An 18,991-nucleotide genomic window follows, 5' to 3' on the forward strand; every position below is an offset into this window, starting at 1 on the left:
GGGAGGGTGGGGACTCGACCGGGCTTTCTTCCTGGGCGCGCCGCCGCGTCACGGCGACGTACCCGATCGCTTTGGCGCCTTAGCGGACGCTGGCGACCGCGTCGTCGCGGCCGTCGTTGATCGTCACCCAAACGCCCGAATTCTCCGTCGATTGACGCTTGAGGTAGGTGTAGACGGTGTCGTTCCAGGCGAGCACTTTCGGCTCGAGATTGTCGAGGATGAATTCGCCGAGGCTGGTGCGCACCGTCAGCACCGCGTGGCCGTCGCCATTCGGCTGGCGCACCACCGTCATCAACAGATTGCCGGCTGGCACGCCCGCGGCCATCAGTTCGCGGCGCTTCTCCAGCGCGTAATCCTCGCAGTCGCCATAACCTTTGTCGGGATAGGCCCAGTATTCCTCGACACCGTAGATCTCCATGTCGGTGCGCGGCTTGACGCGGGTGTTGACCGTATTGTTGACGTTGACCATCGTCGCCCACAGCTTGCGTGTCAGCTCGACCGGCGAACCCTTCGGCGTCCGTTCATTGCATTCGACCGGAATGCGCTGGCAGAAATCGTAGTGACCGACCGGCTGGGTGGTGCGGCCACCCGTATGCATGAAAGCCGGTCCTGCGCTTGCCGGTCCCCAAGCGGAAAGCTGCATCGCCATTGCCAAGAGCAACAGCTTGCCCCTCGTCATTTTCATTGTTGTAGTCTCCCCGTTTGAGGAGACTGTGCCACGTTGGGATTTATTTGACGCAAAAACCCGAAGTAGACATTGAGTAAAACGCCAGTAGAATAAACATAAAATTTGAACTACTGCGATTTCGGATTATTCAGATTTCGCCGGCTCGCGCGAGGTCTTGATAGCGCCGGCGATCCGCGTCCGACCCGCCAAACCAGCAACAAAAAACCGGCCGCTGCCGGCCGGTTCGCTTCGCGCTTGCGGTGCGGGTTTGCGTCAGGACCGCGGTGCGTTGAATTCCTGATCCAGGGTTTCCGGCCGTTGGATGACGGCGAATTCGATGGCGACGCCGTCCTCGAAATGGCGCACGATCTGGCCGCGCATCGTGCCTAACGTGACCTGGACGCCGATTGCCGGCTTGACGTCGATCTCGACGGCGGCACCGGAGAGCGACAGGTCGATGATGCGGCACTGATACTGGCGCCCGTCGGTGAGCTGCAGGACGCTCATCGGATTGCGCGGCGCTACGCGCTCGTGGCGGCGGTCCTCGGGCAGGTCGAGCTCATGCTTGTTGGCAAGCCAGGTGAGCTGCGCGGCAAGCTTGTCCTTCTTGCGCTCCGAGGCGATGACGGTCATGGCGAACCCGTCCTGCGACGTACGCGTCACGACGCCTTCGACACGACCGATATGGTCGATATAGGCGATGACCTTCTCGCCCGGCATGCCGATCCGGTCCGTGCGCAAGGCAACGTTGCCGGGCGACATATCGACCACCTGGCAAGGATGCTCGGTGCGGTCTTCCAGCATGAAACGCCCATAGATCTTGACGCGGACACGCTGAAAGTTGCGCCGTTCAGCTCGTGACGGTGCATATTCTACCGCCGCTGACCTCATGACTGCCTACACCCCGTTGCCATTCCACGCGATGATGCGGGAAACTTCACCCGAAAAACTACAGCAAAGCAGGTTAACAAACGGGAAAAATCGGCCGCAAAAGCCCGGGCCTGGAGCACGCGCAACGCGGAAAAATTCAGCGAGAGCGACGGCAGACCATACTGCCAGGCTCATTCGTGACGCCCGCCGTCGAGGACGACGAGATGGCGGATGCGGCGCACGCGGCCGAGCGCCGAAATGGTCTCCGGAGCGTCGAATTCGGTCGGAACGAGCGAGGGGACGTCGATCGCCGGTCGGTTCTTCAGGAACATCGGCTCCTTCTCGGGGTCTATCACCCGGATCGTATCGATGAGCGCGTCGGCGAGCGGGTCGGCACCAAGCCAGAACGGCTTGTCGGCGGTGCTGATGATGCCGAGGCAGCGCGGGTTCTCGGCGCCGCCGTCCAACGGCAGCGCCAGGAGCTCGAATTTGTTGGAACGGCCGTTACGGCTGAATCCCTCATAGGTCATGAGCAGGACCGATTTCTGATCGAAAACGCCCTGCATGAGCCGCGACACCAGCCGTTGATCCTTCTCGCGCCAGAGCGAAGGGAAGGAGAAGCCCTTGAGCTCCCGGCCATAATAGGCGCAGAGCCGTGTGCCCGCGAGCCGGAACACCGCCTCGCCGCGCGTGTCGCGCTCGAGGATAAAGGTGTCGGCCAAAAGCGACTTGATGTCCGCCGGCTCCACTTCCGATCGCTTCGGGGCGAGGCGGCCATCACGCAGCTGGTTCCAATATTGGAACAGCGCGATCGATCCTTTTTCTCTCATGTCCATTCCGCTCCGCACAATCTGTCTTTTGATGTCCCATCGGCGAACAGACAGGGTGCCCTCCGATGACCTTCATGCGGTGCGGAGCAGGATGCGTGCCAGTATCGTTAACGTTTGTTCACGGCTCGGGGTCGTTAAGGTTAACAAGTGGTTTACATTGCGTGCCGCAGAAGCCTGTGGCACATCAAAACCACTCCAAAACGGTCGTTTCAGCAGCGATCGGCAGCACTTCAGTCACGAGTTTACGGGGAACAGGGGACTCGACCGGCCGTTCAGGGGAAATCCTGGACGGCCTTCTTTTTGATTCGCCGTGCTCTGATTCGCCGTTTTTTCTGTTCCGGCGCTGTGGCGATTAGCCGTTTGTGATTCCAAAGCGCGTGATCTACATGCTCGTCGAAAATGCCGAGTCCCGGACCTGCAAGGGTGCATGAGCGAGCCCGTAAGCCCCACTGAAAACGAACCGCAGCCGGACGACGCTTCCGAGCCGCGACGCCGCGAACCCGTGTTCAACCTGCCGCCGGTGGTGCTCGCCGTGATCGGCATTTGCGCGGTCGTCTATCTGCTGCAGCAATATGTGCTGAACGAAGCGCAGCAAATGACGCTGCTCTATGACGGTGCCTTCATTCCGGTGCTGTACACAGGCCAATACGGCTTCGACTGGTTCTTGTTCACGCGTCCGTTCACCTATGCCTTCATGCATGGGGGCGTCGCCCATATCGCCATCAACATGATCTGGCTTGCGGCCTTCGGCTCGCCGCTCGCCAATCGTCTTGGCGCGCTACGTTTCGCAATGTTCTACGCTGTGACCGGACTGGCCTCGGTCGCTCTGTTCTGGGCACTGCATCCCTATGGCGAGATGCCGCTCGTCGGTGCATCGGGCGCGATCTCCGGGATGATGGGCGCGGCCGCGCGCTACGGCTTCCGCGTCGACCGTTCGTCGGGCCGGGGTGCCTTCGCCGGTGAGCCGCTGCCGATCGCATCGGTGTTGCGTTCGCGCGGCGTCATGACCTTTCTTGGCGTTTGGATGGTGATCAATCTGGCCACGGGCCTGCTCGGCTTCGCGCCGGGCATCGACGGCCAGATCGCCTGGGAAGCCCATATCGGCGGCTTCGTCGCCGGCTTTTTCGGACTGCGCTTCTTCGACCGTCCGCCGGCTGCCGCCTAGAGCAGGATCCCGAAAGGTGGGAACCGGTTTTCGGAGAAGATCATGCTCCAACAAAGACATAGATCAGGATGGCGATTTAGCGAGACGCCATCCTGATCTAGTCCTTAGGCGCACTTGAAATGCGCCCAATCACGGCGCACGATGCTGCCCAAGCACCTCAGTGTCTTCCTAAGGGCGCCGGGGGCGTCAAAGGCAGTGGAGGACGCCATGACGGTTAAGGCAATTCTTGAAAGCAAGGGCCATGACGTGTTCACGCTCGGGCCCAATGAAAAACTCAGCGAGGCCATTCGCATGCTGGCCGAGCACAGGATCGGCGCGCTCGTCATCACCAATGGCGACCGCAAGATCGTCGGCATTCTCTCGGAACGCGATATCGTCAGGGTGGTGGCCAAAGAGGGCGCCGCCGCGCTCGACATCGCCGTGCGCTCGGCGATGACGCCGAAGGTCAAGATCTGCAACGAAAACCACACGGTCAACGAGGTCATGGAGATCATGACGCGAGGCCGCTTCCGCCATCTGCCGGTGGAAAAGGGCGGCCAGCTCGATGGCATCGTCTCCATCGGCGACGTGGTCAAGCGCCGCATCGAGGATGTTGAGCGCGAGGCCGAAGAGATCAGGGCCTACATCGCTACGGCCTGAAGCAAACGGAAAGGTGCCGCCGGCGTTTTGTCCGGCGGCATTGGACATTAGCGATTGTCGAGTTCGGCGCGCACGAGCTCGAACCCGCGTCGTGTGATGCGGTAAGGACCGCCGTTCGTCGAGGAAACCGCCTTCTTGCGCCTCAACTTTCGGAAGAGTTCCAGGTCGAAGCCCGGGTAGCGCCAGCCGTCGCGGGTCAGGCACAGGACCGAGGCGATCTTCCTGCTTTCGTTCTTTTCGATTTCGATGCGTCCGCCCTGCGCGAGCAGGTGCAGGATGCGCTGTTCCCCACAGCGCCGCGCGTCCTCTTGGACGCGCAAAAGGACGCTGTGGCACTCTAGTTTTGGCGCATGACCCCGAAAATCGATCCCGATTTTCGGGGTCATGCGCTGCGAAATGTCCATTGGAGAAGCCCCGGGAAAAACAACAAAAGCCACCGCGAGACATCGCGGCACGGGGTTTCAGGTTTTTCTGCCCTGCCTCGGCTACGAGGTCAGGGCTTCACCGGGACTGAGCGTAAGTGGACATCCACTCTCCATTGAAATGGGTGTCCTAAGGCGGAAAAGGCCAGCGTGCGGGCTTTGCGCTTGTCTCCCAGGGCGGTTTGCACTAGCGAAGTTGCTCGTCAAATTATCCGTTTACGCATATTCGTGAATTCTAAGATACGTAGGCCGCCATGAGCATCATCGACACCCGCACCCCCGACGCAAAACGCCTGATCTCCGGCGCCACCGGCGACTGGGAGATCATCATCGGGCTCGAAGTGCATGCGCAAGTGATCTCGGAGGCAAAACTCTTTTCCGGCGCCTCGACGTCTTTCGGCGGGGCGCCCAATGCCAATGTCAGCCTTGTCGACGCGGCGATGCCGGGCATGCTGCCGGTCATCAACGAGGAATGCGTCAAGCAGGCGATCCGCACCGGGCTCGGCCTGAAGGCCGCGATCAATCATAAATCGGTCTTCGACCGGAAGAACTATTTCTATCCGGACCTGCCGCAGGGCTACCAGATCTCGCAGTTCAAGCAGCCGATCGTCGGCGAGGGCAAGGTGATCGTCTCCGTCGGGCCCGACCGCCAGGGCGAGTTCGAGGATATCGAGGTGGGCATCGAGCGCCTGCATCTGGAGCAGGATGCCGGCAAGTCGATGCATGACCAGCATGCGACCATGTCCTATGTCGACCTCAACCGCTCCGGCGTGGCGCTGATGGAGATCGTCTCCAAGCCCGACATCCGCTCGGCCGACGAGGCCAAGGCCTATGTAACGAAGCTGCGCACCATCATGCGCTATCTCGGCACATGCGACGGCAACATGGACGAAGGCTCGCTGCGCGCCGACGTCAACGTCTCGGTGCGCCGCCCGGGCGGTGCATTCGGCACACGCTGCGAAATCAAGAACGTCAACTCGATCCGCTTCATCGGCCAGGCGATCGAATCCGAGGCGCGCCGGCAGATTGCCATTCTCGAGGATGGCGGCAAGATCGACCAGGAGACCCGCCTGTTCGATCCGGTCAAGGGCGAGACGCGCTCGTTGCGCTCCAAGGAGGAGGCGCATGACTATCGCTATTTCCCGGATCCCGATCTTCTGCCGCTGGAATTCGACCAAGCCTATGTCGATGCGTTGGCGCAACGCCTGCCGGAGCTGCCCGACGACAAGAAGGCGCGGCTGATTTCCTCGCTTGGCCTGTCGACCTATGACGCCTCGGTGCTGGTGTCGGAAAAGCCGATTGCCGACTATTTCGAGAAGGTGGCATCCGGCCGCGACGGCAAGCTCGCCGCCAACTGGGTTATCAACGACCTGCTCGGCGCTCTCAACAAAGCCGGCAAAGACATTGAAAATGCTCCGCTTTCGCCTGATCAGCTCGGCGCCGTCATCGACCTGATCAAGGAAGGCACCATCTCCGGCAAGATCGCCAAGGACCTGTTCGAGATCGTCTGGAACGAAGGCGGCGATCCGCGCCAGCTCGTCGAGAGCCGCGGCATGAAGCAGGTCACCGACACCAGCGCCATCGAGAAGGCCGTCGACGAGGTGATCGCCGCCAACCCCGACAAGGCCGAGCAGGCGCGCGCCAAGCCGACCATGGCCGGCTGGTTCGTCGGCCAGGTGATGAAGGCGACCGGCGGCAAGGCCAACCCGCAGGCGGTCAACGACCTCGTCAAGGCCAAGCTCGGCATCGAGGGCTAGCGATGTTCGTGCGGACGGCGAGCGAACGCGATCTCGCAGCCGTCCGTGCGTTGCTGGTCGAGACTTGGCATGCCACTTACGACGCCGTCTATGGCGTCAAGCGGGTAACTGAAATCACGGATGACTGGCATTCGATCGCCTCGCTCAAGGCGCGGCTGGCGCGGCCGAACTCCGAGTTCCTGGTGGCTGACGACGGCAAGCGGCTCGGCGGCATGGCGTTCGCTGCCGCCACCACCGACCCGAAGATCGTCCTTTTGAACCAGCTCTACGTCCACCCGGCCTGCCAGCGGCAGGGGATTGGCCGGTCGCTGCTCGATGAAGTCGAAGCCAGTTTTCCGGAGATGCATACGCTGCGCCTCGAGGTCGAAGAAGCAAATGCCGCGGCGATCGCCTTCTACGAGGCGAACGGGTTCCGCCCGGCAGGTAGAACCGCCGATTGCGGCGGCAACTCGGGATTGCCCGCGATGATCATGGAGAAGCGTTTCCGCTAGAGCGCCGGCGAGCGCGCCCATTCATCGCGCGGTTTTGATTTGATCGCGCCGGTCCGCGCGATCAAGGCTGCTCGTCGCGGCGTCGCACCCTCCATAAGGCAGGGGCGCCGTCCGCAATCGGGGGAAACCATGCCGAGCTTGCCTGAATTGATGCCGACCGAGGTGTCGGACGAGACTTTTGGCGGCGTGACCTATCACGTCGCCGGCGAACTTGTGCCGGTGCTGTCGGTCGATGTGACCAACATGCCGGTCTATTTCGAGCACCATATCCTGCTCTGGAAGAACACCGCCATTACCATCGGCCTGAAATCGCTGAAGGGCGCGCTGAAGCGCATGATCGCCGGCATGCAGATATTCGTCACCGAGGCGTCGGGGCCGGGCATCATCGCCTTCAGCCGCGACGGACCGGGCCATATCGTGCCGATCCATCTTCGGCGCGGCGAGGAGATCCAGGTGCGCGAGCACCAGTTCCTAGCCGCGACCGCCAGCGTCGACTACACGTTTGAGCGCGTGCGTGGGCTGGGAACGATGCTGTTTGGCCAGAGCGGCTTCTTCATCGACCGCTTCCGCGGCGAGACAGGCGACGGCATCGTCTGGCTGCACGGTTACGGCAATGTCTTTGAGAAGGTGCTGGCGCCCGGCGAGACCATCGACATCGAGCCGGGCGGCTGGCTGTTCAAGGACGCATCGGTGAAGATGGATACAAGGATCGACCGGCTTTCCAGCGGCTTCTTCGGCGCCGCCATGAATTTCGTCGTCAATCGCTTCACCGGGCCAGGCCGCGTCGGCATCCAGTCGATGTATCTGCATATGCCGTCGGAAGAGTAGGCGGCGAGCCTGATCGAACGAAAGTCCGATCAGGCGGAGGGAATTTCCACATTGTCGATCAGGCGTGTCGTGCCGAGCCAGGCCGCCGCCAGCAGGCGGCAGTCGCGGTCTTTCCGCCAGGGGCTGAGCGTCGCGGCTTCGCGCGCGGCGATATAGTCGACCTTCCGGAAGCCCGCGGAGACGAGGGCCTTCGCGGCGGCGTCGGTGGCGCCGGCTTCATCCGCGCCGCCCGCAAGCGCCACCGCCGTGCGGCGCAGGATCACGTTGAGCTTGCGCGCGATGTCGAGCTCGGCTTCGCCCAGATAGGCATTGCGCGACGACATGGCGAGGCCATGGGCGTCGCGCACCGTCGGCGCGCCGACGATCTCGACCGGCAGGTCGAGGTCGCGGCAGAGCTGCCTGACGACGCAAAGCTGCTGGTAGTCCTTCTCGCCGAACACGGCGCAATCGGGCGCCGCCTGCAGGAAGAGTTTTGCTACCACGGTCGCGACGCCGTCGAAGAAACTCGGCCTGAAGTCGGTTTCCAGGCCGTGAGAGGGGCCGCCCACCGAGATCTTCGTGGCGAAGCCGGCGGGGTATATTTCGTTTACGCCCGGCGTGAAGGCGAGATGCGCACCCGCATCCCGCAGCCGGTCGAGATCGCGCGCCAGCTGGCGTGGATATTTGTCGAGATCCTCCGTCGGCGCGAACTGGGCCGGGTTGACAAAGATCGAGACGACGCAGCGATCGGCCCGTTCGAGCGCGATCCTGACCAATGAGATATGGCCGTCATGCAGAGCGCCCATGGTCGGCACCATGGCGACCTTCAGGCCCGCCTGTCGCCAGTCCCGGACCTGCGTCCGAAGCGCGGTGACGCTGTCGACGACGATTGGCGCGTTCATGGCTCGTCCTTGCCGGAAGTCGTCGTGAAGACGTGGTCGGGGCCGGGAAAGGCACGGCTGCGCACCTCGGCGGCATAGCGGGCCGCCGCATTCGCGATCACCCCGCGCAAGTCGGCGTATTCCTTGACGAATTTCGGTACGCGATCGATGGTCATGCCGACCATGTCGTCGGTCACCAGGATCTGGCCGTCGCAGTCGGCACTGGCGCCGATGCCGATGGTCGGTATGGGAATGTGACGGGTAAGCTTCGCCGCCACGGCCTCCATCGTGCCCTCGATGACCACCGAGAAGGCGCCGGCCTTTTCCACCGCCTCTGCATCGCGCAAGAGCGCTGCGATATTGTCGTCTGTCCGGCCCTTGATCTTGTAGCCGCCGTCCTTCTCCACCGATTGCGGTTGCAGGCCGATATGACCCATGACCGGTATTCCTTCGGCGACGATCGCCGCGATCTGGGCTGCCATGTCGACGCCGCCTTCGAGCTTCACGGCCTGGCAGCCTGTTTCCCCGACGATCCGCATTGCCGACGCCACGGCCTGCACCGGCGAGGCCTCGTAGCTGCCCGCCGGCATGTCGACCACCACGCAGGCCTTGGCCGAGCCGCGCATCACAGCCTGGCCGTGCGCGATCATCATCTCCAACGAGGCGCCGAGCGTGGTGGCGTGGCCGTGCAGGACCATGGCGACGCTGTCGCCGACCAGCAGCAGGTCGACATGCGGATCGAGCAGGCGGGCGACAGGATAGGTATAGGCGGTGAGGCAGACGATCGGCACGCCGCCCTTACGGCGGCGAATGTCTTCGGCGCTGATCCGGCTGTCGACGGACGGATCCCGGCTCAATCGTCACCTCCTCAAGGCGTGCCCCGAAACGGGCGGGCCGAGCTTTAGAAAGACAGGCGGCGCTTGGCAAGCCGCACTGCCGCAGGCAGGGCAAATGCATCGATTTAATGCATGTCGCCCAGAAGTGTGGAGCGGTTCTGGGACGACGACATGCATCAAGATTAATGCATGTCGCCCAGAAGTGTGGAGCGGTTCTGGGACGACGACATGCCTCAAGATATGAACGCATGGAGCATTTGCGTTCGGGGCATGGCAAAACCCTTGCCTTCGCGGTGACGTGACGCCATAAGCAGGGGAAAGGCGCAGCCGCTGCCGCCGCGAGGATTTGGATGAAAACTTTCCTGCTGCAGTTTTTCACCTGGTGGAACAGCCAGACGCTCGGCACCCGCTTCCACACTTGGCGCTTCGGCAAGAGGGTCGGCGAGGACGAAGCCGGCAACGTCTATTACGAGGGCGGCATCGATTCGGAAGGCCGCACGCGCCGATGGGTCATCTATCGCGACTATTCGGAAGCCTCGAAGATCCCGCCGGGCTGGCATGGCTGGATCCACCACCGGGTCGACACCGCTCCCTCCAGCGAGAACTACAAGGCGCGCGAGTGGCAGAAGGAGCATCGGCCGAACCTGACCGGAACGCCCGGCGCCTATCGTCCGCAGGGTTCCATCCTGACCAACCAGCATCGTCCGCAGGTGACCGGCGACTACGACGCCTGGACGCCGGGGTCGTAATCCCTCGGATTGTATCCAAGACGCCGCTTCGGTCCGTTATCGCCACAATTGGCATTTAGCTGCTTGCTGATAGCGCAGCCATGACTAGCCTTGGGCGTTGAGAGAATCACCCGGGCGCAACCACCGGTATTTTGCATGAGCTCTTCTAAGCAATTCCAGGAAAAGTGCGCAGCGGTTTTCCGTCCGGAATTGCGACCCAGGATTCCAGGCCACATCTCAAAGGCGCTGATCGCGGCGACGTCCATTCTGCTTGCCTCGACAGCGGTGTTCGCCGCCGCGCAGGCGCCGGCCGCGGCACCTGCGGCCTCCGACCGCATCACCAATCCGGTGGCCGCGTTCGCCGGCATCGACAAGATCACCGGCCGCATCATCACCTTCGACGTCTATATCGACGAGACCGTTCAGTTCGGCGCTTTGCAGGTGACGCCTCGCGTCTGCTATTCGCGGCCGGACACGGAGCAGCCGAAGACCGATTCCTTCGTCGAGGTCGACGAGATCACGCTCGACCGCAAGATCCGCCGCATCTTCACCGGCTGGATGTTTGCCGAAAGCCCCGGCCTCAACGCCGTCGAGCACGCCGTCTACGACGTCTGGCTCAAGGGCTGCAAGCAGAAGTCGGACGTGCCGCCGCCGACCGCGGCCAAGGCCGACACAGCCAAGCCGAAGACCGAAGCCGCCAAGCCCAGGGCTCCGGCGCAGCCGGCGGACGCCGCGTCCGAACCGACTGACGCGGCGCCGGCACCGGACGACACGACCGACACGAACTGATCTCGGAACCTGCCCGCCCTTGAGCCGTTGCAAATCGGCAACGAGGCGAGGAGGATTTCGCGATGGCCACCAGATCGATCACGGCCAACAAGCAGGAGCTTCTCGATATCGAGAAGGGCTTTTGGACAGGCGATTCCGCCTACTATGAAGCCAATGCCGATGTGGAGTGCCTGGTGGCGTTCCCGCAGATGGCGCAGGCGATGACCAACGCCGAGCTCGCAAAGACCGCCGCCAAGCCCAACAGATGGCGCGACCTCGACATCAGGTTGAAGGGCATGGTCGAGCCCGGCAGCGACATCGTGATGCTCACTTACGAGGCGCGCGCGACGCGCGAGAACGGCGAATCCTATGCTGCCCTCGTCAGCACCGGCTATGTCCATCGCGCTGACGGCTGGAAGATGATGTTCCATTCGCAAACGCCGATCGAGGCGGCAGCGCGGGCTCAAGGATAGAAGACGGCCTCGCCCTTCAGCGCCTCGGCCAGCAGCTTCTCATACTGGCCGCGCGGCACGTCGACAGCGCCGAAGCGCTTCAGATGCTCGGTCGTGAACTGCGTGTCGAGCAGCGCGAAACCGCGCGCCTTCAGCCGCTCGACGAGATGGTAGAGACAGGTCTTCGACGCGTCGGTCTCCCTGGCGAACATGCTTTCGCCGAAGAACACGCGTCCGAGCGAGACGCCATAGAGGCCGCCGACAAGCCGTTCCTCGCGCCATGCTTCGACCGAATGGCAGTGGCCCAGGCGATAGAGCTCGACATAGGCTTCGCGGATCGGCGCGTTGATCCAGGTCGAGCGGCGCTCCTCGCGCTTTTCGGCGCAGCCGTCGATCGTCGCCTCGAAATCGAAATCGTAGCGGATCTCGAACGGATGCTTGCGGATCGTCTTCTTCAGGCTGCGCGGTGTGTGGAATCCGTCCAGCGGAATGATGCCGCGCGTTTCCGGCCGCACCCAGAACACTTCCGGGTCGTTGGCGCTCTCGGCCATCGGGAAGACGCCCGAGGCGTATGCCCGAAGCAGCAGGTCGGTCGGAATGCGATAGCCTGGCGCGTAGGGGCGGGTCATCGCATCCCCGTGCTATTCACCCTTGGCCAGATATTTTTCCAGCCAGTGGATGTCGTAGTCGCCATTGGCGATGTCGGGATTGCCGACCAGGTCGCGGAACAGCGGCAGCGTCGTCTTGATGCCGTCGACGACGAATTCGTCGAGCGCGCGGCGCAGCCGCATCATGCATTCGACGCGGTTGCGGCCATGCACGATCAGCTTACCGATCAGGCTGTCGTAATAGGGCGGGATTTTATAGCCCGAATAGACGCCGGAATCGACGCGGATGCCGAGGCCGCCGGGCGTATGAAAATGCGTGATCGTGCCGGGCGAGGGCGTGAAGGTGCGTGGATCCTCGGCGTTGATGCGGCACTCGATGGCATGGCCGTTGAACTTGATGTCTTCCTGCCTGACCGACAGCCCGCCGCCCGAGGCGACGCGGATCTGCTCATGCACGAGGTCGATGCCGGTGATCGCTTCGGTCACCGGATGCTCGACCTGAAGACGTGTGTTCATCTCGATGAAATAGAACTCGCCATTCTCGTAGAGGAACTCGATCGTGCCGGCGCCCGAATAGCCGAGATCGGCGATAGCCCTGGCGCAGATGCCGCCGATGCGCGAACGCTCCTCGGCATTGAGCGCAGGGGAATTGGCTTCCTCCCAGACCTTCTGATGGCGCCGCTGCAGCGAGCAGTCGCGCTCGCCGAAATGCACGCCTCGGCCGGCGCCGTCGCCGAACACCTGCACCTCGATATGGCGCGGCTTCTGCAGATATTTCTCGATGTAGACGGCGTCGTCGCCGAAGGCTGCCCCCGCTTCCGATTTGGCCGTCTGCAAGGCGACTTCGAGGTCCGCCTCGGTGTGCGCCACCTTCATGCCGCGGCCGCCGCCGCCGGCGGAGGCCTTGATGATCACCGGATAGCCGATCTCGGCGGCGACGCGCTTGGCTTCCTTCTCTTCGCTGATCGCGCCATCGGATCCAGGCACGACCGGGATGCCGAGACGCTTCGCCGTGCGCTTGGCCTCGATCTTGTCGCCCATGATACGGATATGGTCGCCCGACGGGCCGATGAAGGTGATGTTGTGGGCCGCCAGGATGTCGGCGAACTTGGCATTCTCCGATAGAAAGCCGTAGCCCGGATGCACGGCATCGGCACCGGTGATCTCGCAGGCAGCGACGATCTGGTGAATGTTGAGATAGCTTTCGCGGGAAGGCGGCGGGCCGATGCAGACGCTCTCGTCGGCAAGCCGCACGTGCATGGCGTCGGAATCCGCAGTCGAGTGGACGACCACCGTCTGGATGCCGAGCTCCTTGCAGGCGCGCAGCACCCGGAGCGCGATTTCGCCGCGATTGGCGATGAGAATTTTCTGGAACATCTCCTGATTGTTCCCGGCGCTACTCAAGAACCACCAGCGGCATGCCGTATTCGACCGGCTGGGCATCCTCGATAAGGATCGCCGTCACCGTGCCGGCGCGCGGCGAGGGGATCTGGTTCATCGTCTTCATCGCTTCGATGATGAGCAGCGTCTGGCCTTCCTTGACCTTCTGGCCGACCTCGATGAACGCTTTGGCGTCGGGCGAGGGTGCCAGATAGGCGGTGCCGACCATCGGCGAGGGCACTGCGTTCTTGGACACATCGGTGACCCCGGCCGCTGTTGCCGGCTGAGCCGCTGCCGCGGCAACAGGAGCAGCCGCGGCAAGCGGCGCGGCCACGGCATGGACGGCCTGCGCCTGGCGCGAGACGCGCACCTTGAGATCGCCGAGCTCGACCTCGATCTCGGTCAGATTGGTGTCGTTCAGAATACCCGCCAGATCGCGGATCAGTTGCTGGTCAACACCGTTCTTTTTTATCGACATTTTCGAGCCTTCTGTTTGGGGGCCGGTCACAGGCGAGCCGCCAGTGCCTGCAGCGCGAGCGTGTAGCCGAGCGGCCCGAACCCGCAGATCATGCCGACAGCGACCGGCGCGACCATGGAGACGTGGCGGAAGGGCTCCCGCGCGTGGATGTTGGAAAGATGGACTTCCGCGACGGGCAGCGGTGCTGCGGCGCGGATGGCGTCGTGGATGGCGATCGATGTGTGGCTGTAGGCGCCGGGATTGATGACGATGCCTGCCGCCTTCTCGCTGGCCTCCTGGATCCAGTCGACCAGATCGCCCTCATGATTGGATTGGCGAAAATCGATCTCGAGCCCGAGCGCGGCGCCGGCCGCCTTGCAGTCCTCGGCGATGGCCGCAAGCGTCTTGCCGCCGTAAATCCCCGGCTCGCGCTTGCCGAGCGCATTGAGATTGGGACCGTTGAGGACGAAAATCGTTTTCAATATGCCGACCTTGTTCTGCGCCGACCCCAAGCCGGCGCACTGGGCCTCTATAATGGGCATAGCCGCCCGCGAAAAGAGCGCAAGTGCGTTCTTTCGCTGTCCACAGCGGCCGGCTTTCGCGCCGCGAGCGCCTAGAGCGCGCTCTTTGCCGCTTCGATCTTTTCCGCCAGAACCTGCTGGCCGAGCGCTCCGAAGATCACCTCGTTGCCGACCACATAGGACGGCGTGCCGGTGATCGACAGTTTCGTCGCAAGATCATAGGTGCGCGAGAGCGTTTCGGGGATGCGCGGGTCCTTCATCTTCTCGCGCAGCGCTGCCTCGTCGGCGCCGAGCGAAAGCGCCACCTTGATCGCGGTCGCTTCGGTGGCGCGACCCTGGCCGCCGAGCAGCGCGGTGTGGAACTCACGATATTTCTCCGGATGCATCAGGTGGAACGCCATGGAGACGACGCTGGCCTTCTGCGAATCCGGGCTCAGGATCGGGAACTCCTTCAGCACGAAGCGCAGGTCCGGATCGGACTTGGTCAGCGCCTGCATGTCCTCGATGGCGCGTTTGCAGAAGCCGCAATTGTAATCGTAGAACTCGACGATCGTGACCTTGCCCTTCGGGTTGCCGACGACGCCGTCGAAGGTGGAGTTGAAGATCTCGTCCTTGGAGTCCTTGATGACGCCGAGCGCGGCGAGCCGTTGCTCTTCCTTCTGCTTGGCCTCGAGCGCATCCTGCACCTCGAGCAGAACTTCCGGGTTCTTCAAGAGATAATCGCGGATGATGCCTTCGACCTCCTTGCGATCGATCTTGGTGTCGGCGGAGGCCTTGGTATCGGTGGAAGACGTGATCTGGGCGACTTGCACGGTGTCGGCCCTCGCGGGCTGCGGGTTTCCCGCCATGAAGCCGAAAGCCAGCATGCCGAGCGCCACCGCCAGACCGCCGGCGCTGCCAAGCAGGATTGCCTTGTTCATATCGTCGTTCCTTTTGCCCGTTCCGGTCCGCCTTGGTCGCCGCCAGGGCCCGGGAGGTTCATTTGAGTTTGTTCGATGGCGTGTAGTTTATAATATCCTGCGCGCGGACCCAGCGGGGTTCGCCGCGCTTCAATTTCTGTTGAGCGCGCATGGCGAAGATCTTAGCGTTTTTGTAGTCGCCCGCATAATAGTGACCCTCGGCGGTGGCAAGATCGGCGGCCGGAATGTCACCGAGCTCGCCATATGCCTGCGCCAGAAAACGATAGGCTTCGGAATTCTCCCTGTCCCGCGCGACGCCGTTGTTGAGCTGGGTGACAGCCTTTTTCAGCGAATCGGGCGTGCCGACCGCCATCAGCGACTGGCCGACCGAAACCAGCAGCAGGCCGGATCGCGCGGGATCGAGGCTGGCCGCCTTGGCATAGGCGTCCGCCGCGTCCTTCGGCTTGTTGGCCTTCATCAGGATATCGCCGCGCAATTCCTGGAAATAAGGATTCTTCGGTTGTTCCTTGATCAGCGCCGCCGTCTTGGTGAGCGCCGCGCCCGGATTGCCGTAAAGATAGGTCTGCTGCGCGTCGCCATAACGCGAGGCGAGGCTGGTCGGGTTCTTGCGCATCAGCCGCGCGACGGCTGCCTGGCCCTGCATATAAGCGGCGATCTTGATGCGCATCATGTCGTGCCGCTGCTGCAGTGCCGGCGGGTCGACAGCGTTGACGAAGGGGCTTTGCTTGACGAGGACTTCGAGGTTGGCGATGCGCTCCTGCGGCATCGGATGGCTGATCCGGTAGGGATCGACCTGGGTGCCAGCGAGCGAAAGCGCGCTCTGGAAGCGGGCGAAGGTCTTCAGCATGCCCATGCCGGACTGGCCGGTGGCGTTCAGATAGGTGATCGCCGAACGGTCGGCGGTGATCTCTTCGGTGCGCTGATAGGCAAGGATCGAGCGCTGCGCCATCTCGCCGCCGCCGGCGGCCACCCCCATGCCGGCGCCGGCAAGGCCGCGGCTGTTGGTGGTGGCGCCGGCCACCATGGCGCCGGCGCCGAGCAGCGTGGCGATGATGGCCATGGTCTTGGCACGGTCGAGCTGGTCGCGCAATTTCTCCTGGTGGCCGCCGGCGATATGGCCGGCCTCGTGCGCGATGACGCCGATGATCTCGTTCGGCGTTTCGGCGGTCACCAGCGCGCCGGTGTTGATGAACAGCCGCCGCCCGGTGACGAAGGCGTTGAAACTCTGGTCGTTGACCAGAACGATGTCGATGCCGTCATTGGCAAGCCCCGCCGCCTTGAAGATCGGCCGGGCATAATCGCGCACCAGCGCCTCGATCTCGGCGTCGCGCACCACCGGCACGCCTTGCGCGAATGCGCTGACCGAACTCGATAAAGCAACGGTGGCGGCCAGCAGAAGCGTCGCGAAGCCGCGCGCGGTTCGGCTGAGTGAGGTCGCTTTGCCAGTTAACGGTCGGGGTCGGCTCAACATAGGTCCACTGGTAGACGAGCGGGCGAAAGATGAAAAGTCGGCGCCGGCAACTTCCTGCGCGCTTGTGATCCCCATATCAATCGGGCATTTGTGCGGCGCTGTCCCGTAACTAGGGCAGTTAGGGCAAGTCTGCTCTGGCTTGCGTCCAGAATTCGCCGAAATAGAGCAGTTGGAAGAGGTCAGATGGTCGTTTCGCTTTCGCGCCGCGGAGAAGTCGAGCCGTTCCACGCCATGGACATCCTGGCCGAAGCCAACCGGCTGAAAGCCGCCGGCGTGCACGTGGTGTCGATGGCGGTCGGCCAGCCGTCGGATCCCGCGCCGGTCGGCGTCCGCGAGGCGGCGGCCGCGGCCCTGCGGCATGGCCGCATCGGCTACACCGACGCCTTGGGCCTGGCCGATCTGCGCAACGCGATCGCCGCGCATTACGGCGAGCACTATGGTATCGACGTCGCGCCATCGCGCATCGCCGTCACGACCGGCTCGTCGGCCGCCTTCAACCTGGCTTTCCTGGCCATGTTCGATCCGGGCGACCGTGTCGCTATCGCCGCGCCCGGCTATCCCGCCTACCGCAACATCATGGCCGCGCTCGGCATCGAGATCGTCGAAATCGAGCTCGGCTCGGATGCCTACCTGCATGCCGAGCACCTCAAGGTCGCGCATCGCGGGAAGCCGCTGAAGGGCGTGCTGTTCGCCAGTCCCGCCAATCCGACCGGCGCGGTGATTCCGGCCAATGAGCTTGCCGCGCTGGTGAACACTGCCGAAGAGCTCGGCATCGCCGTGATCTCCGACGAAATCTATCACAGGCTGGCCTACGCGGCGCCGGATGTCACCGCGCTGGCTCATGGCGCCGGCGTGACCGCGATCAATTCCTTCTCGAAATACTATTGCATGACCGGCTGGCGGATCGGCTGGATGGTGCTGCCGGAGGAGCTTGTGCGGCCGGTCGAGCGTGTCGCCCAGAGCCTCTATATCTCGCCGCCGGAACTGTCGCAGATCGCGGCGATCGAGGCGTTCAAGGCAACGCAGGAACTGGAAAAGGTGAAGGCGCGCTACGCCTGGAACCGCGACCTTCTGATGAAGCGCCTGCCGGAACTCGGCTTTGCGCTCGCCGCACCGATGGACGGCGCCTTCTATGCGTTCTGCGATGTCACGCGCCACACCAATGACAGCATGGCTTTTGCGCGCAAGATGCTGGCCGAGGCGCATGTCGCGGCAACGCCGGGCCGCGATTTCGACCCGCTGCAGGGCCATCGCACCATGCGCTTTTCCTATGCCGGCAGCCATGACGACATGGTCGAGGCGCTGGCGCGCATCGAACGCTGGCTGAAATAGATGCCGGAGCTCGAGCAGGCATTGGCCGAAGTCGCCGCCGAAATGGCGGAGCGCACCGATCGCGGCGAGGTGGCGACCTACATCCCGCAGTTGGGCAAGGTCGATCCGAAGAAATTCGGCATTGCCGCCGTGACCAATGACGGCCGCGTCATACTGGCCGGCGATGCCGATCAGCCCTTTTCGATCCAGAGCGTCTCGAAAGTCTTCACGCTCACGCTGGCGCTGGGCAAGGTCGGCGATGCGTTATGGCATCGCGTCGGCCGCGAGCCATCCGGCAACCCGTTCAACTCGATCGTCCAGCTCGAGCATGAGAACGGCATCCCGCGCAATCCGTTCATCAATGCCGGCGCCATCGTCGTCTCCGACGTCCTGCTCGCCGGCCATCAGCCGCGCGAGGCGATCGGCGAAATCCTGCGTTTCATCCAGTTTCTCGCCGATGACGATACGATCATCATCGATCGCGAGGTGGCGGCATCCGAGCGCGCCACCGGCCACCGCAACTTTGCCCTGGCCAACTACATGAAATCCTTCGGCAATCTCCATCATGCCCCCGAGCTCGCGCTGGGTGTCTATTTCCACCATTGCGCGGTTGCCATGAGCTGCCGTCAGCTCGCCATGGCCGGCCGGTTTCTTGCCAATGGCGGCAGGAACCCGGCGACCGGGCATTCGGTCGTCTCGGCCGAACGGGCACGCCGCATCGGCGCGCTGATGCTGACCTGCGGCCATTATGACGGTTCCGGCGATTTTGCCTTCCGCGTCGGCATCCCCGGCAAAAGCGGTGTCGGCGGCGGCATTCTCGGCATCGTGCCAGGGGTTGCTTCGCTGGCGGTGTGGTCGCCCGGCCTCAACGAGAACGGCAACTCCAAGCTCGGCTCCATCGCCATGGAGAAGCTCGCCCGGATGATGAACTGGTCGATCTTCGCGCCGTAAAGCAGCAAAGCGTTGGCGGTTTCCACCCGGAACGGCGCTGAAAAAGCAGTCGGCGAAAT

General features: G+C 63.2%; 22 protein-coding genes. 10 read left to right on the forward strand and 12 right to left on the reverse strand.

Translation table 11 applies throughout. From position 1 onward, the window contains the following. Positions 1 to 79: 79 nt before the first annotated feature. From FJW05_RS25745 to FJW05_RS25755, 3 genes are all read right to left on the reverse strand, one after another. Positions 80 to 685 carry a transglutaminase-like cysteine peptidase gene (locus FJW05_RS25745; protein ID WP_140541345.1) on the reverse strand — a complete coding sequence of 202 codons (606 nt, stop codon included), beginning with the start codon at positions 683 to 685 and terminating at the stop codon, positions 80 to 82. A 255-nt stretch (positions 686 to 940) separates the two neighbouring features. Continuing rightward, the gene (locus tag FJW05_RS25750) at positions 941 to 1,558 is read right to left on the reverse strand and encodes a PilZ domain-containing protein (protein ID WP_140636734.1); all 618 of its coding nucleotides are present in this window, start codon (positions 1,556 to 1,558) and stop codon (positions 941 to 943) included. A 170-nt stretch (positions 1,559 to 1,728) separates the two neighbouring features. Then, positions 1,729 to 2,367 carry a PAS domain-containing protein gene (locus FJW05_RS25755; protein ID WP_140636736.1) on the reverse strand — a complete coding sequence of 213 codons (639 nt, stop codon included), beginning with the start codon at positions 2,365 to 2,367 and terminating at the stop codon, positions 1,729 to 1,731. 427 nt (positions 2,368 to 2,794) lie between these two features. Between FJW05_RS25755 and FJW05_RS25760 the strand changes: the two genes are divergently transcribed. Together FJW05_RS25760 and FJW05_RS25765 are read left to right on the forward strand one after the other, a co-directional pair. Continuing rightward, positions 2,795 to 3,532 carry a rhomboid family intramembrane serine protease gene (locus FJW05_RS25760; RefSeq protein WP_140636738.1) on the forward strand — a complete coding sequence of 246 codons (738 nt, stop codon included), beginning with the start codon at positions 2,795 to 2,797 and terminating at the stop codon, positions 3,530 to 3,532. A 207-nt stretch (positions 3,533 to 3,739) separates the two neighbouring features. Next, entirely contained in the window at positions 3,740 to 4,171 is a 432-nt protein-coding gene (locus FJW05_RS25765) for a CBS domain-containing protein (protein WP_140541349.1), read from the forward strand. Between the two features lie 47 nt (positions 4,172 to 4,218). Here the strand turns inward: FJW05_RS25765 and FJW05_RS25770 are convergent, their stop codons facing one another. Further along, positions 4,219 to 4,491 (reverse strand): YjhX family toxin, encoded by a 273-nt coding sequence (locus FJW05_RS25770; RefSeq protein ID WP_246673636.1) that lies wholly within the window; start codon positions 4,489 to 4,491, stop codon positions 4,219 to 4,221. Positions 4,492 to 4,847: 356 nt separating this feature from the next. Between FJW05_RS25770 and gatB the strand changes: the two genes are divergently transcribed. From gatB to FJW05_RS25790, 3 genes are all read left to right on the forward strand, one after another. Next, the gene (gene gatB, locus FJW05_RS25780; RefSeq protein WP_140636740.1) at positions 4,848 to 6,350 is read left to right on the forward strand and encodes an Asp-tRNA(Asn)/Glu-tRNA(Gln) amidotransferase subunit GatB; all 1,503 of its coding nucleotides are present in this window, start codon (positions 4,848 to 4,850) and stop codon (positions 6,348 to 6,350) included. 2 nt (positions 6,351 to 6,352) lie between these two features. Beyond that, entirely contained in the window at positions 6,353 to 6,841 is a 489-nt protein-coding gene (locus FJW05_RS25785; RefSeq protein ID WP_140636742.1) for a GNAT family N-acetyltransferase, read from the forward strand. 129 nt (positions 6,842 to 6,970) lie between these two features. Continuing rightward, complete coding sequence (locus FJW05_RS25790) at positions 6,971 to 7,669, forward strand: AIM24 family protein (protein WP_140541352.1); 699 nt, start codon at positions 6,971 to 6,973, stop codon at positions 7,667 to 7,669. A gap of 29 nt (positions 7,670 to 7,698) precedes the next feature. On the opposite strand, the gene panC is transcribed toward FJW05_RS25790, so the two are convergent. Both panC and panB read right to left on the reverse strand, forming a co-directional pair. Further along, entirely contained in the window at positions 7,699 to 8,550 is an 852-nt protein-coding gene (gene panC, locus FJW05_RS25795) for a pantoate--beta-alanine ligase (RefSeq protein WP_140636744.1), read from the reverse strand. Beyond that, positions 8,547 to 9,386, reverse strand: a complete 840-nt coding sequence (gene panB / locus FJW05_RS25800) for a 3-methyl-2-oxobutanoate hydroxymethyltransferase (protein ID WP_140636746.1) — start codon at positions 9,384 to 9,386, stop codon at positions 8,547 to 8,549. The genes panC and panB overlap by 4 nt, the downstream gene beginning before the upstream one ends. Before the next feature lie 329 nt (positions 9,387 to 9,715). Here panB and FJW05_RS25805 point away from each other — a divergent pair, with 329 nt between their 5' ends. From FJW05_RS25805 to FJW05_RS25815, 3 genes are all read left to right on the forward strand, one after another. Continuing rightward, positions 9,716 to 10,114: an NADH:ubiquinone oxidoreductase subunit NDUFA12 gene (locus FJW05_RS25805; protein WP_140541355.1), complete on the forward strand. Its 399-nt coding sequence runs from the start codon at positions 9,716 to 9,718 to the stop codon at positions 10,112 to 10,114. 135 nt (positions 10,115 to 10,249) lie between these two features. Next, positions 10,250 to 10,882: a DUF2155 domain-containing protein gene (locus FJW05_RS25810; protein ID WP_246673634.1), complete on the forward strand. Its 633-nt coding sequence runs from the start codon at positions 10,250 to 10,252 to the stop codon at positions 10,880 to 10,882. A 62-nt stretch (positions 10,883 to 10,944) separates the two neighbouring features. Beyond that, positions 10,945 to 11,334 (forward strand): hypothetical protein, encoded by a 390-nt coding sequence (locus tag FJW05_RS25815; RefSeq protein WP_140541357.1) that lies wholly within the window; start codon positions 10,945 to 10,947, stop codon positions 11,332 to 11,334. Here FJW05_RS25815 and aat read toward each other — a convergent pair. The 6 genes from aat to FJW05_RS25845 form a co-directional block, all read right to left on the reverse strand. Further along, positions 11,325 to 11,942, reverse strand: a complete 618-nt coding sequence (aat, locus tag FJW05_RS25820; RefSeq protein WP_095767610.1) for a leucyl/phenylalanyl-tRNA--protein transferase — start codon at positions 11,940 to 11,942, stop codon at positions 11,325 to 11,327. The genes FJW05_RS25815 and aat overlap by 10 nt on opposite strands. A 12-nt stretch (positions 11,943 to 11,954) precedes the next feature. Further along, positions 11,955 to 13,298, reverse strand: coding sequence for an acetyl-CoA carboxylase biotin carboxylase subunit (gene accC, locus FJW05_RS25825; RefSeq protein WP_140541359.1), 1,344 nt, complete (start codon positions 13,296 to 13,298; stop codon positions 11,955 to 11,957). A gap of 19 nt (positions 13,299 to 13,317) precedes the next feature. Continuing rightward, the gene (gene accB, locus FJW05_RS25830; RefSeq protein WP_140636748.1) at positions 13,318 to 13,779 is read right to left on the reverse strand and encodes an acetyl-CoA carboxylase biotin carboxyl carrier protein; all 462 of its coding nucleotides are present in this window, start codon (positions 13,777 to 13,779) and stop codon (positions 13,318 to 13,320) included. Positions 13,780 to 13,805: 26 nt separating this feature from the next. Then, on the reverse strand, positions 13,806 to 14,240 hold the full coding sequence (aroQ, locus tag FJW05_RS25835) for a type II 3-dehydroquinate dehydratase (RefSeq protein WP_095767887.1): 435 nt from the start codon (positions 14,238 to 14,240) through the stop codon (positions 13,806 to 13,808). A 131-nt stretch (positions 14,241 to 14,371) separates the two neighbouring features. Continuing rightward, entirely contained in the window at positions 14,372 to 15,199 is an 828-nt protein-coding gene (locus FJW05_RS25840) for a DsbA family protein (RefSeq protein ID WP_140636750.1), read from the reverse strand. 58 nt (positions 15,200 to 15,257) lie between these two features. After that, on the reverse strand, positions 15,258 to 16,670 hold the full coding sequence (locus tag FJW05_RS25845; protein WP_140636752.1) for a M48 family metalloprotease: 1,413 nt from the start codon (positions 16,668 to 16,670) through the stop codon (positions 15,258 to 15,260). Between the two features lie 183 nt (positions 16,671 to 16,853). On the opposite strand from FJW05_RS25845, the gene FJW05_RS25850 reads away from it, so the two are divergent. Then, on the forward strand, positions 16,854 to 18,002 hold the full coding sequence (locus FJW05_RS25850) for an aminotransferase class I/II-fold pyridoxal phosphate-dependent enzyme (protein WP_140636754.1): 1,149 nt from the start codon (positions 16,854 to 16,856) through the stop codon (positions 18,000 to 18,002). Continuing rightward, positions 18,003 to 18,932, forward strand: a complete 930-nt coding sequence (locus FJW05_RS25855) for a glutaminase (RefSeq protein ID WP_140541364.1) — start codon at positions 18,003 to 18,005, stop codon at positions 18,930 to 18,932. Positions 18,933 to 18,991 lie beyond the last annotated feature (59 nt).

The sequence above is a fragment of the Mesorhizobium sp. B2-9-1 genome, from assembly GCF_006439455.1.
In the GTDB taxonomy this organism is placed as follows: domain Bacteria; phylum Pseudomonadota; class Alphaproteobacteria; order Rhizobiales; family Rhizobiaceae; genus Mesorhizobium.